The 14,246-nt window shown below is 36.2% G+C and carries 15 protein-coding genes; 10 read left to right on the top strand and 5 right to left on the bottom strand.

Annotated elements, in window-relative coordinates; genetic code table 11:
* The first annotated feature begins 47 nt into the window (after nucleotides 1-47).
* The 5 genes from mtnP to NZ579_03270 all read left to right on the top strand — a co-directional run bounded on the left by mtnP (nucleotide 48) and on the right by NZ579_03270 (nucleotide 3,852).
* Nucleotides 48-920 carry an S-methyl-5'-thioadenosine phosphorylase gene (mtnP, locus tag NZ579_03290; GenBank protein ID MCS7298973.1) on the top strand — a complete coding sequence of 291 codons (873 nt, stop codon included), beginning with the start codon at nucleotides 48-50 and terminating at the stop codon, nucleotides 918-920.
* Between the two features lie 12 nt (nucleotides 921-932).
* Nucleotides 933-1,565 (top strand): adenylate kinase, encoded by a 633-nt coding sequence (locus NZ579_03285; protein MCS7298972.1) that lies wholly within the window; start codon nucleotides 933-935, stop codon nucleotides 1,563-1,565.
* 6 nt (nucleotides 1,566-1,571) lie between these two features.
* Nucleotides 1,572-1,790 (top strand): translation initiation factor IF-1, encoded by a 219-nt coding sequence (gene infA, locus NZ579_03280; protein ID MCS7298971.1) that lies wholly within the window; start codon nucleotides 1,572-1,574, stop codon nucleotides 1,788-1,790.
* Between the two features lie 2 nt (nucleotides 1,791-1,792).
* Nucleotides 1,793-2,563, top strand: a complete 771-nt coding sequence (locus NZ579_03275; GenBank protein ID MCS7298970.1) for a tRNA (adenine-N1)-methyltransferase — start codon at nucleotides 1,793-1,795, stop codon at nucleotides 2,561-2,563.
* A gap of 131 nt (nucleotides 2,564-2,694) precedes the next feature.
* Nucleotides 2,695-3,852, top strand: coding sequence for an iron-containing alcohol dehydrogenase (locus NZ579_03270; protein MCS7298969.1), 1,158 nt, complete (start codon nucleotides 2,695-2,697; stop codon nucleotides 3,850-3,852).
* On the opposite strand, the gene amrB is transcribed toward NZ579_03270, so the two are convergent.
* Together amrB and NZ579_03260 are read right to left on the bottom strand one after the other, a co-directional pair.
* Nucleotides 3,849-4,691 carry an AmmeMemoRadiSam system protein B gene (gene amrB, locus NZ579_03265; protein MCS7298968.1) on the bottom strand — a complete coding sequence of 281 codons (843 nt, stop codon included), beginning with the start codon at nucleotides 4,689-4,691 and terminating at the stop codon, nucleotides 3,849-3,851. The two genes, NZ579_03270 and amrB, sit on opposite strands and share 4 nt — an antisense overlap.
* A 178-nt stretch (nucleotides 4,692-4,869) precedes the next feature.
* Nucleotides 4,870-5,493: a carbonic anhydrase gene (locus NZ579_03260; GenBank protein ID MCS7298967.1), complete on the bottom strand. Its 624-nt coding sequence runs from the start codon at nucleotides 5,491-5,493 to the stop codon at nucleotides 4,870-4,872.
* Between the two features lie 406 nt (nucleotides 5,494-5,899).
* On the opposite strand from NZ579_03260, the gene NZ579_03255 reads away from it, so the two are divergent.
* The 3 genes from NZ579_03255 to glnA all read left to right on the top strand — a co-directional run bounded on the left by NZ579_03255 (nucleotide 5,900) and on the right by glnA (nucleotide 8,971).
* Complete coding sequence (locus NZ579_03255; GenBank protein ID MCS7298966.1) at nucleotides 5,900-7,081, top strand: ammonium transporter; 1,182 nt, start codon at nucleotides 5,900-5,902, stop codon at nucleotides 7,079-7,081.
* Nucleotides 7,082-7,099: 18 nt separating this feature from the next.
* Nucleotides 7,100-7,438 (top strand): P-II family nitrogen regulator, encoded by a 339-nt coding sequence (locus NZ579_03250; protein MCS7298965.1) that lies wholly within the window; start codon nucleotides 7,100-7,102, stop codon nucleotides 7,436-7,438.
* A gap of 102 nt (nucleotides 7,439-7,540) precedes the next feature.
* On the top strand, nucleotides 7,541-8,971 hold the full coding sequence (glnA, locus tag NZ579_03245) for a type I glutamate--ammonia ligase (GenBank protein ID MCS7298964.1): 1,431 nt from the start codon (nucleotides 7,541-7,543) through the stop codon (nucleotides 8,969-8,971).
* Between the two features lie 65 nt (nucleotides 8,972-9,036).
* Here the strand turns inward: glnA and NZ579_03240 are convergent, their stop codons facing one another.
* Both NZ579_03240 and NZ579_03235 read right to left on the bottom strand, forming a co-directional pair.
* Nucleotides 9,037-10,158, bottom strand: coding sequence for a hypothetical protein (locus tag NZ579_03240; GenBank protein MCS7298963.1), 1,122 nt, complete (start codon nucleotides 10,156-10,158; stop codon nucleotides 9,037-9,039).
* The gene (locus NZ579_03235; GenBank protein ID MCS7298962.1) at nucleotides 10,155-10,820 is read right to left on the bottom strand and encodes an SDR family oxidoreductase; all 666 of its coding nucleotides are present in this window, start codon (nucleotides 10,818-10,820) and stop codon (nucleotides 10,155-10,157) included. Before NZ579_03235 ends, NZ579_03240 begins: the two co-directional genes overlap by 4 nt.
* 170 nt (nucleotides 10,821-10,990) lie before the next feature.
* On the opposite strand from NZ579_03235, the gene NZ579_03230 reads away from it, so the two are divergent.
* Nucleotides 10,991-11,296, top strand: a complete 306-nt coding sequence (locus NZ579_03230) for a YggT family protein (protein ID MCS7298961.1) — start codon at nucleotides 10,991-10,993, stop codon at nucleotides 11,294-11,296.
* 36 nt (nucleotides 11,297-11,332) lie between these two features.
* Here NZ579_03230 and NZ579_03225 read toward each other — a convergent pair whose 3' ends face one another.
* On the bottom strand, nucleotides 11,333-12,733 hold the full coding sequence (locus NZ579_03225) for a glucose-6-phosphate isomerase (GenBank protein ID MCS7298960.1): 1,401 nt from the start codon (nucleotides 12,731-12,733) through the stop codon (nucleotides 11,333-11,335).
* A 175-nt stretch (nucleotides 12,734-12,908) separates the two neighbouring features.
* Between NZ579_03225 and NZ579_03220 the strand changes: the two genes are divergently transcribed.
* The gene (locus tag NZ579_03220; GenBank protein MCS7298959.1) at nucleotides 12,909-14,207 is read left to right on the top strand and encodes a DNA methyltransferase; all 1,299 of its coding nucleotides are present in this window, start codon (nucleotides 12,909-12,911) and stop codon (nucleotides 14,205-14,207) included.
* Nucleotides 14,208-14,246 lie beyond the last annotated feature (39 nt).

The following is a 14,246-nucleotide window of genomic DNA, read 5'->3' as shown; positions in this document are numbered from 1 at the left end:
TGAAAACAGCAATATTAGATATTTATCTTTTACTTGGAGGTTGTTTTATGGATTATAGAGTTGAAATAGGGGTAATAGGTGGAAGTGGTCTATACGCGTTTTCCTCCGCAAAGGTCATTGATGAAATAGATATTGAAACTCCTTTTGGAAAACCATCTGATAAGATTACAATAGTAGATGTTGAAGGTAGAAAGGTTGCTTTCTTACCGAGACACGGTAGAGGGCACATATATCCACCAACAAAGATACCTATGAAAGCCAATATATGGGCTTTGAAATATCTAGGAGTTAGAAAACTTATAGCAATCAGTGCCGTTGGTAGTTTAAGGGAAGAGTTAAAACCAATGGATTTTGTTATACCCAGTCAATTGATTGACTTTACAAGGTGGCGAGAACTGACATTCTTCTCAACGGGACTTGTTGGACATGTTTCTATGGCTGACCCCTTCTGTAATGAACTGTCAAACCAGATAAAAGAAATAGCAAAAAAACATCTACCCGATATAACAATACACACTGATAAAACCTACATAACGATTGAAGGTCCTCAGTTCTCAAGTAGAGCAGAGAGTCATCTTTTCAGACAGTGGGGAGCTGACATTATAGGTATGACTGCTTCTGGAGAAGCAAAACTCTCAAGAGAAGCTGAAATATGTTACTCTCTCATTTCTATGGTCACAGACTACGATTGCTGGTATGAAGGACATGAGGATGTTAACGCAGAAATGGTAATGGAATATATGAGAAAAAATACAGATAACATATTGAAATTACTACCAGTTATCATACAAAACATAGATGTGGCGATGAAATGTCAGTGTGAAGAGGCTGCCAAATTTGCAATAGTTACATCCAAAGATAAAATACCTCAAGAAATAAAAAAATCGCTTGCAATCTTTTATGAAAAGTATTGGAGTTAGGGGTTTGCTTTGATGAGGATACTAATCCTAGGAGCGCCAGGAGCAGGAAAAGGAACCCAAAGTGAGATAATAAGAGAGAGATTAGGTATCCCTCACATATCAACAGGAGACATCTTAAGAGCAGAAGTTCTATCTGGAAGCAGCCTCGGAGAAAAAATCAAAGGATATATTGACAGTGGGAATTTAGTTCCTGATGAGATCATAGCAGAGGTTTTACTCTCAGAGATTTCAAAACCAAAGTATCAAAAAGGATATATACTAGATGGCTTTCCAAGAAATATAAATCAAGTCAGGATAATTGAGGAGAAAAACATTCAAATTGACAAGGTCATATTTATTGACACTTCTGAAGATCTTATTATGAAGAGGATAACAGGAAGAAGAAGTTGCACAAACTGCAGTGCTATATATAACATTTATTACAGTCCTCCAAAGATTGAGGGAGTTTGTGATAAGTGTGGGAGTAATCTTATACAAAGGAATGATGATAAAGAAGAAGTCGTTAGAAGAAGACTTGAGATATTTAAAAACGAAACTATGCCAGTAGTAGAATATTATCAAAACAAAAGAATTTTACTTAAAGTTGATGGAAATAGAAATCTTGACGATATAAAAAATGAAATTTTTTCTTTGCTCGGGGTGTAATCATATATGGCTAAAGATGATGTTCTAAAAGTTGAAGGAGTTGTTGTCAAACAACTACCAAACTCAATTTTCAAGGTAAAGTTAGATAATGGCAAGGAAGTTATGGCACATCCTTCCGGTAAGATACGACTAAACTCTATAAGGATCATTGAAGGAGATAGAGTTGTTGTTGAATTCTCTCCCTACGACCTTACCAAAGGAAGGATAGTCTATAGGTATAGGTAGATATGATTAAGGATGGAGAAATAATATATCTCTACCACTCCGAAAAAGCAAAGTATCCAATCACATACCATAAAGGTCAATTCTTCCAGTGTCATCTTGGGAAGATAATACTACCTGACAACCTAGAATGGGGAGATGAAATTGAAACTAACAAAGGCTTCAAATTTTATGTTCTCAAGCCTTCACTTGAAGACCTCGTTCTGAATGTAAAAAGGAAAACTAACATAATGTACCCAAAAGATATTGGATATATCATCCTCAACTCTACTATAAGAGATGGTTCTAATGTAATTGAGGTAGGAACTGGTTCAGGTGCTATGACAACTATACTTGCTATACTCGTAGGACCTAGCGGCAAAGTTTACTCCTTTGACAAGAATGAAGAACACCTAGAAAACGCTAGAAAGAATATTGAAAGGTATGGACTTTTGGATAGAGTTATTCTATCTTTGAGAGATGTTTCTAAAGACGGCTTCGGATTAGAAGGAATGGACGGATGCATAATAGACCTACCAGAACCTTGGACAATACTACCCCACGCAAGAAAATCGCTGAAACCTGGATCTTCAGTCGCGATAGTCGTTCCAACAATAGAGCAAGTTCAAGCAACCTTCAAATCATTAAAAGAAAATGAATTCACAAGAATAAAATCAGTAGAAATACTAGAAAGAGAAATATACTTAAGAGAAGGCATCACGCGCCCAAGAGAACGAATGGTCTCACACACAGTCTATATCATAGTAGCCTACAGCACAAAACCATCTTCAGTGTGAAATAAACTTAACACACAATCGCTACTCATCGTATTCTTAAAAAGTTGTAAAACCCTCAAGATAATCTTAGGTTGTATTAAAATAATACGGGTATTTTGTAATCTTCTCTTGTTTTCCTTGATAATCTTTTTGTGAAATACTTATCTTTAAGTCCTACCAAAATATTGTTTGACCTTAAAAGCATTAACGATTGTTCAAGTGTATTTGAAAAATACAACAGAATTTTGGTGCTTACAGGTAAAAACCATCTCAAGCTCACTAACGAATACAGCTCCATAGAAAAATTCTTTTATTCACTAAACAAAGAGTTCCTAATACTATCAGAGATTACTCTAAACCCCACAACTGACTTGATTGAAAACCTCCTTGAAATGTCAAGAAGTTTTGAACCAGATGTCATAGTCTCAATCGGTGGTGGTAGTGTGATTGATAGTGCTAAAGCACTTTCTGTAAAACTAATTTATCCCGAAGTAGAATTATGGGACTATGCGGAGGGATTGAGACTTGCAGACAAATCAATACCAATAGTAGCCATTCCTACAACTTCAGGAACTGGAAGTGAGGTCAATAAAGTTTGCGTTCTTACGAATACCAAAAAAGTTCAAAAACGCTCCATAAAAATGGATGTTTTATATCCCAAACATGCTTTGATTATACCATCTATGACAGTAAGTATGAACAGATACTTAACTGCTACAACTGCTATTGATGCTCTATCTCATGCTATTGAGTCACTTGTAAGCAAAAAGTCAAACTTCATAACTCAATCACTATCAAGAGATTCTATTAGGATAATAATAGACAATATATTCAAAGCCTATAACAACGGTTCAAATCTTGAAGCTAGAAAAGAATTACAGTATGCATCCATTCTCTCAGGACTAGCGATAGACATAAGCGGTGTTGGACTTATGCATGCACTTGAGCATCCGATAAGCGCCAGATTCCCTCATGTTTCTCACGGTCAAGGACTTGCAATTGTGTTTAAGAAAGTCATTGAACACAGTTTCCTATTCTCCGTTGATAGATATAGACTTGTAGCAGATGCGATGGGTATAAAAGTCAAAGGCAATAACGACTTTTCTATACTACATACAATACTTGATGCAATTGAATACCTACTATCCTACCTTGACATAAATAAAAAACTATCCGACTTTGGCATACAGAAATCAGACATAAAGTATCTTTCTGAAGATGTGGTATCATATATGACTAACTCGCTAAACAACTCACCCTATGTTCCAACAAAAGATAGTATTGAAAAAATCTACAGAGAGATACTCTAATACATAACAGCAGATAAGTATCCTACTACATAATCTTTAGTTCCACTTGTATCTCCAGAGTTGAGAAGTTTCAGCACACTGACTTGTTTGTTATTAATGTTAGATAGGTAGATAAAAGTCCCGAGAGGTCCAGCACCACATGCTTCTATCTTCTTACTATACAACATATTAACATAACTCTCAAAATCTTTCTTTCTAATTATATCAGCCATCCTATTATCAATAATGTATGCCTCATCATAAGTATGATAGTGAGACAAATCAGTAGATACCACAACCAGTATCTTCACATCCTTAAATTTGCTAAATATCTCTCCTAAAACTTCAGCCATTGTAACCATAAACAACCTGTTCTCTTCTCCGTAGAGTATTGGGACAATCTGAACTTTACCATCAAAGATATAGTATATAAACGGCAGTTGAACCTCTAGTGAATGCTCTTCATCTTGAACTCTATGCGACACTTCAAATCCATTCTTACTCTTCAGGAAGTTAATTATATCTAGGTTTAGGTTTAAAATTCCCAGAGGAGTTTGATAATATCTCCTATCATCAATTATAAAGTAATGTAGGTAGAAATGATGACTTGGAGCAAGAATTATGACAACATCATAGTCTTTACCTTGAACTGCTTTGTATGAATGTGCTGCTACAAAACCAGAATACTTATATCCCGCGTGTGGTGAAATCAAAGCAACTATATCCTTCTGGCGAATATCATCTGGAACTTCGGCTTGCTTTATAAAATCATCTATCATCTTCTCAAGTCTAAACTTCTCGGAAGGATAGAAAGAACCAGAGTAAGACGGCCTTTTACAACTTTTTACATCTTCCAACATATATTTAAAATACGAAAAATTCCTCACTAAGTCAATTATACAGATAAATAAACATAAAATATGCAACAATTACTACACTAACCCTCATAAAATACTTCGTGTAGTAATATAGTAATCTATAGTAATTCTCATCTACACTAGACATCCAACTATCCTACAAAACGCTAACAAATAATTATTAAACCACCACCTTTTCAAAGGTTCTGGTATCAAAGTTATAGTTATAAAGTTCTCCTGTTGGTATAATGTAGTGCCAACCGTATATCTTTATCTTCTTGTTTTCAAATCTCTCTTTAACGAATGGATAGGTTAGAATATTCTCAATCTGTTTGACTACATTCAGCCGTTCCGTAACAGTGTATAGCATACTAGTATCACTACCCACAGTCTCTACTGCCTTCCTAGCAACATCTTTTGAGATTTTTATCCATTTCTTCAGACTTGGTTTATCATCAAGTTTGCTTTCCTCAAGGTGCAGCGCAGCACAACCTCCGCAGTTATAGTGTCCACATATTACTATGTTTTCAACCTCAAGAGCCATAACAGCATACTCAATAGCAGAAGAAACGGTTGATGATATATCACTATTATCATATGGTGGAACAATGTTAGCAACAGTTCTTACAACAAATAACTCTCCTGGTAATGATTTAGTTATAAGTTCTGGAACAACTCTACTATCCGAACAGGATATGAAAAGAGTATGAGGTTTCTGACCACTACCTAAACGCTCAAAAAGATCCTTGTAGCTCCCAAAATCCTCCTTGTAGAATGCCTTATACTTCCCTATTATATCAGGCATATTCCCTCCTTACTTAACTTCAAAAATTATAATCATTAGTCCAAAACAAAATAAAATTGAGAACTAATAAATAAATACTTCATAAAAATCCCTTAACTTTCAAAATAACTTTCAAAAATGCCTTAATTTTGAGCAACAAAATTAGCCAATGCCTAAAAAATATACACAAACTTTACAATTTAATCATCCTTTAAATTCAAAAGCCTATTATTTAGGCAACATTTTACCAATACTTCACAACTTTGGCACACACTTTGAATACATTAACTAGAAAAAGATTAGGAGGTATAATATGAAGACATTTTCAAAGATCTTCTTCACAGTGTTAGCCTTGGCTATGATAGCCTCCTTTGGGTTTGCTGAGGAGCAGGCACCACCAAAGGCTGACACAGGAGACACCGCATGGATGATCGTTGCTACTGCCCTAGTTATGCTGATGACTGTTCCAGGACTTGCATTATTTTACGGCGGCATGGCTAGGAGAAAAGATGCTTTAAATACAATAGCAATGTCATTCAGTGCGTTTGCTATAGCAAGCATAGTATGGGTAGTTTATGGTTATTCACTAGCGTTTAGTGGTGATACCGCTGGTATAATAGGAACTCTGAACAAGTTAATGCTAAACGGTGTTAGTGGAAGTGTATCTGGGACAATACCTGAATACATATTTGTGATATTCCAACTTACATTCGCAGCAATAACACTAGCACTCGTAAGTGGTGCTTTTATTGAAAGGATAAAATTCTCATCGTGGATACTATTCTCAATACTCTGGGTCAGTTTGGTTTATGTTCCTATAGCTCACTGGGTATGGGGTGGAGGATTCCTCTTTGGACTAGGAGCTCTTGACTTCGCTGGTGGAACAGTTGTTCATATAAACGCAGGAATCGCAGCACTGGCAGGTGTCTTGGTTCTTGGTAGAAGAAAAGAACCAGTGTTACTACCTCACAACATAACATTGATAGCAATAGGTGCTGGACTACTTTGGTTCGGTTGGTTTGGTTTTAATGCAGGTTCTGCACTCGCTGCAAACGAACTAGCTACCGTTGCATTTGCCAACACTACGATTGCAACATCCGTTGGAGCACTATCATGGATCTTGACAGAAAAGATCATTAACGGAAAACCAACCGTTTTAGGTCTAGCATCTGGTATAATATCAGGTCTTGTTGCTATAACACCAGCAGCAGGATTTGTGAATATAGGATCTGGAATAATAATAGGTCTTCTTGCTGGAATAATACCACCTCTGTTCATAGCTTACATAAAACCACTACTTGGATACGACGATGCACTTGATGTATTTGCGATACACGGTATATCAGGTATTATAGGTTCAATACTAACAGGTCTGTTTGCGGATCCTGCCATAAACTCATTAGGAAAGGGATTATTCTATGGCAACCCACAACAGCTCGTTATACAGTTGATAGCAGTAGGTATAGTAATAGCATATACTTTCGTAGTTTCACTGACAATTATGATCATCATAAAATTCATTAATGGCCTGAGAGTGAGTAGGGATGCTGAAACAATAGGTCTTGATCAAAGTGAACACGGCGAGAAAGCCTATAACTTACATGTATAAAAATTAAGGAGGTATTGTATGAAAAAAGTTGAAGCAATCATAAAACCTTTTAAGTTAAAGGAAGTAACAGATGCTCTGACAAAAGTTGGGATAAAAGGAATGACGGTATCTGAAGTTGAGGGGTTCGGAGTTCAAAAAGGATACATAGAGATCTACAGAGGTAAGGAATACGAAGTTAGGTTCCTACCAAAGATAAAGATTGAGATAGTTGTGACGGATGATATATTGGACAAAGTTATCAACACAATTATAGCTTCAGCAAAAACTGGTGAGATAGGAGATGGTAAGATATTCGTATATGACATCCAAAATGCATACAGGATAAGAACCGGAGAAAGTGGAAACAATGCTATATAACTTGATAGAAAGCAAGAATGTAAAATATACTAGTTTTTTCAAAGGTGGGGGTTGTCTCACCTTTTTTATAATTATCAAAGAAAATTTTTAAAGGAGGGATATATGTTTAAGGATAAAGGCGAAGCTTTAAAGTTCATCAAGGATCAAGGTATTGAGATAATAGACCTCAGGTTTATGGACTTTCCAGGTTTATGGCAACACTTCTCAATACCATCTCATGCGCTAGATGAAGACGTTTTTGAGAAAGGACTCGGGTTTGATGGATCCTCAATCAGGGGTTGGCAGAGCATAAACGAAAGTGACATGCTCCTAACACCTGATCCAACATCAGCGTTTGTTGATCCATTTTCTGAACATAAGACCCTAGTATTTTTCTGCGACATTAAAGACCCTATAACAGGCAAAGATTACACACGAGACCCAAGACATATTGCTAAAAAAGCAGAAGCATATCTAAAATCAACAGGTATAGGTGATACCGCATACTTTGGACCCGAACTTGAGTTTTTCGTGTTTGACAAAGCATATTTTGATCAAAACTCTCACAGTGGATACTACTTCATTGATTCCGATGAAGCAATATGGAACAGTGGAAACGAAAGGAACATTGATGGAACATTCAACAAGGGATACAAAATTAGGCATAAAGAAGGATACTTCCCAGTTCCACCACACGACTCTCTACAAGACCTAAGAAGTGAAGCAGTATTGATACTTGAAAAGATCGGCATCAAAGTTGAAACACACCACCACGAAGTAGCAACAGCAGGTCAAGGTGAGATTGACTTCAGATTTGATACCCTAACAAAAACTGCTGATAATACTTTGAAGGTAAAGTATGTTCTCAAAAACGTTGCTTGGAGGAGAGGAAAAACTGTTACGTTTATGCCAAAACCCATATTCGGAGACAATGGAACTGGAATGCACACTCACCAGAGTATCTGGAAGGATGGTAAGAACCTCTTCGCAGGGGACAAGTATGCAGGTCTATCACAGGAAGCTCTGTGGTATATAGGTGGTCTCCTAAAGCATGCAAAAGCAATCGCAGCTTTCACAAATCCATCAACTAACTCCTACAAGAGACTCGTCCCAGGATTTGAGGCACCGATCAATCTTGCTTACTCAGCAAGGAACAGAAGCGCAGCAGTAAGAATACCTGTCTATTCCACATCACCAAAAGCGAAGAGGATAGAATACAGACCACCAGACGCAACTTCCAACCCATACCTAGCATTCGCTGCTATGCTAATGGCAGGAATAGATGGTATAAGAAACAGAATAGACCCAGGAGAACCTATTGACAAAAATATCTACGACCTACCACCAGAAGAAAGAGCCAAAATACCCCAGTATTCAGGATCTCTTGAAGAATCACTTGAAGCACTAGCAAAAGACCATGAATTCCTACTACAAGGAGATGTTTTCACCAAGGATGTTATAGAAACATGGATTGACTACAAGATGAATGTTGAGGTGAAAGGAGTTGCTCAGAGACCTCATCCTTATGAGTTTGTTCTATACTTTGATGTCTAATATAAAGGGGGATTATCCCCCTTTCCTATATCTCTCGTTTTGCCCTAAAACATTACTGAAAACTTTTAGAAGTTATATATAAACTTTGCTATATCAGTTGTTCCATTCCTTATGTTCGCTTTAACTATGTTCTCCTTAAACTTCTTAACTTGATCTTCATCAAATAGTAATTTTCTAACTTTATCAACTACTTTCTTCGGTTTAGTTTCATAGAAACCTAGGTAATTCTCTTCAACAAATTCAACATTTCCCTTCTCCTGTTCCCATATGTAAGATGTGATAATAAGAGGTTTTTCAAGTATGAGTGTCTCCATAACGGTAGCAGGTCCCCCCTTGGTTATCACAACACTTGACATATTCATAAGGTCATACATAAAATCAACAAAACCATATACAACTATCTTCTTGCTTGAATACCTTTTAGCAACCTCTTCACTTTTCTGTTTAAGTATCTCGTTTCTACCACATACAATAGCCATCTCTACATCCAAATCTGACTTCGCAATCTCCTCCAAAAATAACTCCCCATTTGGTATTCCTTCTCCACCTCCTGCCATCAAAACAAGATGCTTCCCTAGTGAAAAACCATACCTCTCTTTAAGTTTTTTAACCTCATCATCAGGTAGTTTCGAACTGAACTTTTTATTCAAAATTATAGGTAAAACAGTTATCCTATCCTCTGGAACTCCATTCTTGACAGCATACTTTTTCATCCTCTCACTGAAGACAACAAGATCCATATTAGGATATGTAAACCAAATAGGATGACAAGTGAAAGGATCAGTTGCTATGACAAGAACTTTAATATTCAAATTCTCTTCTTTGACAATCTCATAGACTGGTTTTATAACAAAAAAGTGATCTACGACTATCTTATCTGGCTTTTCTCCAAGTATGTGTTTTCTAACATGTCTCTTTATATAAGCAGAAACCAAGTCAACCTCAAGTTTTCTGATAGGATACAACTTGCTAAAAGCGTATATCCCCATCCATACAGGTGGGAAAAAGTTTGACGCCATTGAATAACCCTTTTCTATTATATTTCTTACATAATTAGGTGCTCCAGTAAGCCCATCATAAAGCAGTGGTTCAACATCAGGATACAAGTATTTAAGTTCTTCTGCAAGTGCTTTTGCCGCAGATAGATGACCTGCTCCAGCCTTAACATACATTATTGACACTTTCATACATACCTCCAAACATCAACATCATCTCCAGAATTGACTCTTATCTTATTTTCGGCTACTTTTACAACTACGCTAGCAACCTCACTAGGTGGCCTCCCTTGAAAATTAGTCATTCTAGTCTGTGTCATATCAGGATTGACAACTACTACCTTTATGTTATTGAGTTCCTTTGCTATTGCCTGTGTAAAACCTCTTACTCCAAACTTCGTAGCACAGTATGTTGTGAGGTCTGCGAACCCTGTTTTACCTGCACCACTTGATATGTTTATTATCATTTCCCTAATGTAAGGTAAAAAAATCTTCGTCACCTTTATTAGTCCCTCAAGGTTAGTCCTAACCTGCGATTCTATTTCGTCAAAAGACTGTTCTTCTAGAGGTTTCCAAGCAATAGTTGCAGCGTTATTCACAAACACATCAACACTACCAAACCTACCTACAACCTCAGATGCGAATTTCTTTATACTATCATCATCCATAAGATTAAGGTAGTAGTAAAAAACATCTAAAGCTCCTAACCTCCTACATTCCTTTTCTACTTCCATTGCTTCATCTCTGTCTTTGTAATATGAAAAGATAACCTTATACCCCAATTTAGCAAATTCAATACATATAGCCCTACCTATCCCTATGCTACCACCTGTAACCAAAACACTCCTACTCATAATAACAATACTATATATCTTAACTCCTACATTTCAACCAACTAGAAAAATACTCTATTGAAACAAATGAAAGAACCATCTTCACTCTATTTATGAATTTAGACTTCATTAACAAAAACAAACACAAATTGCAAAACCAAAGGTAAAATTATACATAATTAACAAACAACATGTCGCTAGAAACTTTTTCAATTCCGCAGATTATCCTGCTAGTTCTAGCAGGAGCAGTAAGAGCATACCAATTTGTTCTATTCATAAGAGTAGTCTTCTCGTGGATCATAATGTTTAATCCACAACTTATGGGTTCAAAAGTCTATCAAATATTATACACAATCACAGAACCACCACTAAGTTTTTTAAGAACTCATCTTCCTTCAAGAATAGGCTTCTTTGACCTATCAGTTCTCTGGCTATTCCTGATACTTGAACTACTGTATCTAGTGATAATGAAAACAATCACTTTGATACCAGTTTAGAGACAAAAAACTTTCAAGTGTTATTCCAAAACTTCCCTAAATTACAAATCTACTAGACTTGCTATAGAGTCTGTTGAATTCTTCTTTCTTTGAATCGTATCCACTCCTGCCAAGGAGTGCGTATGTGAAGTTCTTACCCTCTTCAACTCCAGGTTGGTCAAATGCGTTTATATTGTAGAGTTCTCCTGACATAGCAGTAGCAACCTCAAAGAAGAAGATCATCTGACCTACGTAGTATTCATTAACTTCTGGAAGGATAATTGTTTTAGACGGTTTTCCTTCCTTTGCGAGTGCTACTTCTGTTGCCATCTCTTCGGCGTTTATAAGTTCGTTCATAGTATGGTTCATTAAGTATCCAAGAGACGAGTATTTTGAAAGTCTTTCGTCATAACTCAGATTTACTTCGTTATGAAACTTCTCTACTCTTATGAAAGTTATTACTTTATCGTAAGGACCTTCCTTGAAAAGCTGAACCTGCGAGTGCTGATCGGTTGAACCAACTCCCTTAATAGGTGTAGGTCCTACATAAACATAAGCACCATCGTTATCAACCTTTTTACCCAAGCTTTCAGCCCATAGTTGAATATACCAATCAGCCCACTTACCGAGTTTTGTAGAATATGGCATCAAAACAGATATATTTACCCCCTTGAGATAAAGTATATACTCCAAAACTGCGTTAAGATAAGCAGGATTTTCCATAAGTTTTGGTTTTCTTGATACCTTATCCATTTCCCTAGCACCTTCAAGCAAACTAGATGTATCAATTCCCATCAATTCTCCAGGAACTAATCCAACAGAAGATAACACACTAAACCTACCACCAACATTTTCAGGTATAGCAAAAGATTCAAGTCCAAACTCATCAGCCATCTTCCTGAGTTCTCCCTTTTTAGGGTCAGTCACCGCTACAATGTGCTCACTCATTTTATTAGAAAGCACATCCTTAAACCTTGAAAAGCAAGCAAGGAAGTCAGCAGCAGTTTCAGCGGTAGAACCTGACTTACTAATAACCACAAAAACAGTATTCTTCGGGTCTATAACCTCCATCATATCAGAAAACCAGTCAGGATCAACATTATCTATCACATAAGTTCTCATCCCCTTTCTCTTCTCTTTCGGTAGTTCGTTGTGTATGTAGTTAAGAAGTGAAGAGTAAAGCGCGGAAGGACCAAGTCCAGACCCACCTATCCCTAGAACAACTTGCGTGTCAAATTTGTCCTTAAACTTTTTTAACCTTTCCTTAATGTTTTCCAAGTTCTCAGTATCGTAAGGTAGATTGTAGAAACCAAGCTCTTTTCCTGCCTTACTCATCAGGTTCTCGTGTAATCTTTCAATCTTCTTCTCATAAGACAAAAGTTCTTCCTCGGATATACCTACTCTTGACCCAATGTAGTTGGACATACAGTAGTTAAAGTCAAACTTAAACATCCCCATCACTATCCTCCACAAAGTTTTCACTAACATAAAGGATAAAACGATCGGTTTTCAATAAAAGATAGAATATCTTATTCTTACCGAGTTTCTTAAATCAACCAAACAGTAATTCATCATTAAAAAAGAAAATTGAAACATTTTCCATTTCTGGTCTAGAATCATCTAAGTATAAGTTATGAAACAAAACTACAAAGAGTTTCTAGATATTCAGAATCATCTATTCTCATTCCGTAGGCTAAGAAATGGTGAACTCATAGATACGGTAAAAAACTTACCATCTACTTACACAAAATCAGAATACCTAGTAATGTTTGACAATATCCAGTTCATATATGAACTTACGCTTGCACTCCTAGAAGCAATCTCTCTTGGTATTGAGTTTGAAATAAACGAAGAACTAAAGATAATCAAAATACTAAATCTACCTGATAAGGAACTAGCAAAAAAAAGGTTAGCATACTTCAAGTCCGTTTGTGAAGAACTAACTGACTATTACCACATAACTCAACGAAACGTAACCAAATCTGTAAATCAATATCTAACACACTGGATATATCCGTACAAAGGTAAATTCCACCCTCAAATGGTCAGAGCACTTATAAATATCATAGGCTTGAAAGAAGGAGATCTGCTCTTAGATCCATTCTCTGGTAGTGGTACTGCTGCTGTTGAGGCACAATTACTAGGAGTAAACTTCATAGGAATAGACATTTCACCCTTATGTGTAATACAAGGAAAAGTTAAAACAGAATCTATTTACGTTCTGGATGAGATAAAAAGGATACGAAAAGATATCATAAGAAACTCATGTTATCAAGATATAGTTCTCGGAAGGTATATAGAAAAAATATCTGATGATGAAAGAGTTAGAAACTTTTACACTCTTGCTAGACTTGTTGCTGTAAGTGATAACTACAGACGCAAGAAAAACTTGGTCGATTCATTCTTTAGAAATCTAGATCTCATGATTAGGTCAGTAGAGGATTATTACACCTTAGTCAGAGAACTTAAAATTAATCTTGGACAAGTAAGAATCAACCTAGGCGACTCAAGAAACATACAACTACCAGACGAATCAGTTGACGGTATAATAACTTCTCCTCCTTACTCTATTGCACTTGACTATGTGGAAAATGATAAACACTCCCTCATGTATATGGGATATAACTTGAGTAAGATAAGAGAAGAATTCATAGGCGTTAGAGGAAAAGGTAAAGATAAGATACATCTTTACAACGAAGATATGAAAAAGTCTTACCGCGAGATGTATAGGGTTCTTAAGAAAAATAGGTATGCAGTAATAATAATAGGAAACGCTAGATTCGAAGGTAAAGAGATACCAACTGTAGAATTTACAATTAGATGTATGGAAAGTATAGGTTTCAAACTTGAGAGGAATATAAATAAGAATATATTTGGATTATATAACATAATGAAGAATGAAAACATCCTATTTTTTGTGAAGGAGAAATAAACGAGGAAAAAGATGAATACATCAAGCGGTTAGAAAATC

The organism is Spirochaetota bacterium (assembly GCA_025061835.1).
In the GTDB taxonomy this organism is placed as follows: Bacteria; Spirochaetota; Brevinematia; order DTOW01; family DTOW01; genus SKYB106.
The sequence above is the reverse complement of the archived record's forward strand: the minus strand, read 5'-3'. Positions and strand labels throughout refer to the sequence as shown.

What these genes read in the sequence shown, in the direction of transcription:
- amrB (MCS7298968.1), bottom strand. Translation starts at nt 4,691, where the DNA reads ATGTTGGAAGATGTAAAAAGTTGTAAAAGGCCGTCTTACTCTGGTTCT.
- NZ579_03235 (MCS7298962.1), bottom strand. Translation starts at nt 10,820, where the DNA reads ATGAGTAGGAGTGTTTTGGTTACAGGTGGTAGCATAGGGATAGGTAGG.
- NZ579_03285 (MCS7298972.1), top strand. Translation starts at nt 933, where the DNA reads ATGAGGATACTAATCCTAGGAGCGCCAGGAGCAGGAAAAGGAACCCAA.
- glnA (MCS7298964.1), top strand. Translation starts at nt 7,541, where the DNA reads ATGTTTAAGGATAAAGGCGAAGCTTTAAAGTTCATCAAGGATCAAGGT.
- infA (MCS7298971.1), top strand. Translation starts at nt 1,572, where the DNA reads ATGGCTAAAGATGATGTTCTAAAAGTTGAAGGAGTTGTTGTCAAACAA.
- NZ579_03230 (MCS7298961.1), top strand. Translation starts at nt 10,991, where the DNA reads ATGTCGCTAGAAACTTTTTCAATTCCGCAGATTATCCTGCTAGTTCTA.
- NZ579_03240 (MCS7298963.1), bottom strand. Translation starts at nt 10,158, where the DNA reads ATGAAAGTGTCAATAATGTATGTTAAGGCTGGAGCAGGTCATCTATCT.
- NZ579_03225 (MCS7298960.1), bottom strand. Translation starts at nt 12,733, where the DNA reads ATGGGGATGTTTAAGTTTGACTTTAACTACTGTATGTCCAACTACATT.
- NZ579_03255 (MCS7298966.1), top strand. Translation starts at nt 5,900, where the DNA reads ATGATCGTTGCTACTGCCCTAGTTATGCTGATGACTGTTCCAGGACTT.
- NZ579_03260 (MCS7298967.1), bottom strand. Translation starts at nt 5,493, where the DNA reads ATGCCTGATATAATAGGGAAGTATAAGGCATTCTACAAGGAGGATTTT.
- NZ579_03275 (MCS7298970.1), top strand. Translation starts at nt 1,793, where the DNA reads ATGATTAAGGATGGAGAAATAATATATCTCTACCACTCCGAAAAAGCA.
- mtnP (MCS7298973.1), top strand. Translation starts at nt 48, where the DNA reads ATGGATTATAGAGTTGAAATAGGGGTAATAGGTGGAAGTGGTCTATAC.
- NZ579_03250 (MCS7298965.1), top strand. Translation starts at nt 7,100, where the DNA reads ATGAAAAAAGTTGAAGCAATCATAAAACCTTTTAAGTTAAAGGAAGTA.
- NZ579_03220 (MCS7298959.1), top strand. Translation starts at nt 12,909, where the DNA reads ATGAAACAAAACTACAAAGAGTTTCTAGATATTCAGAATCATCTATTC.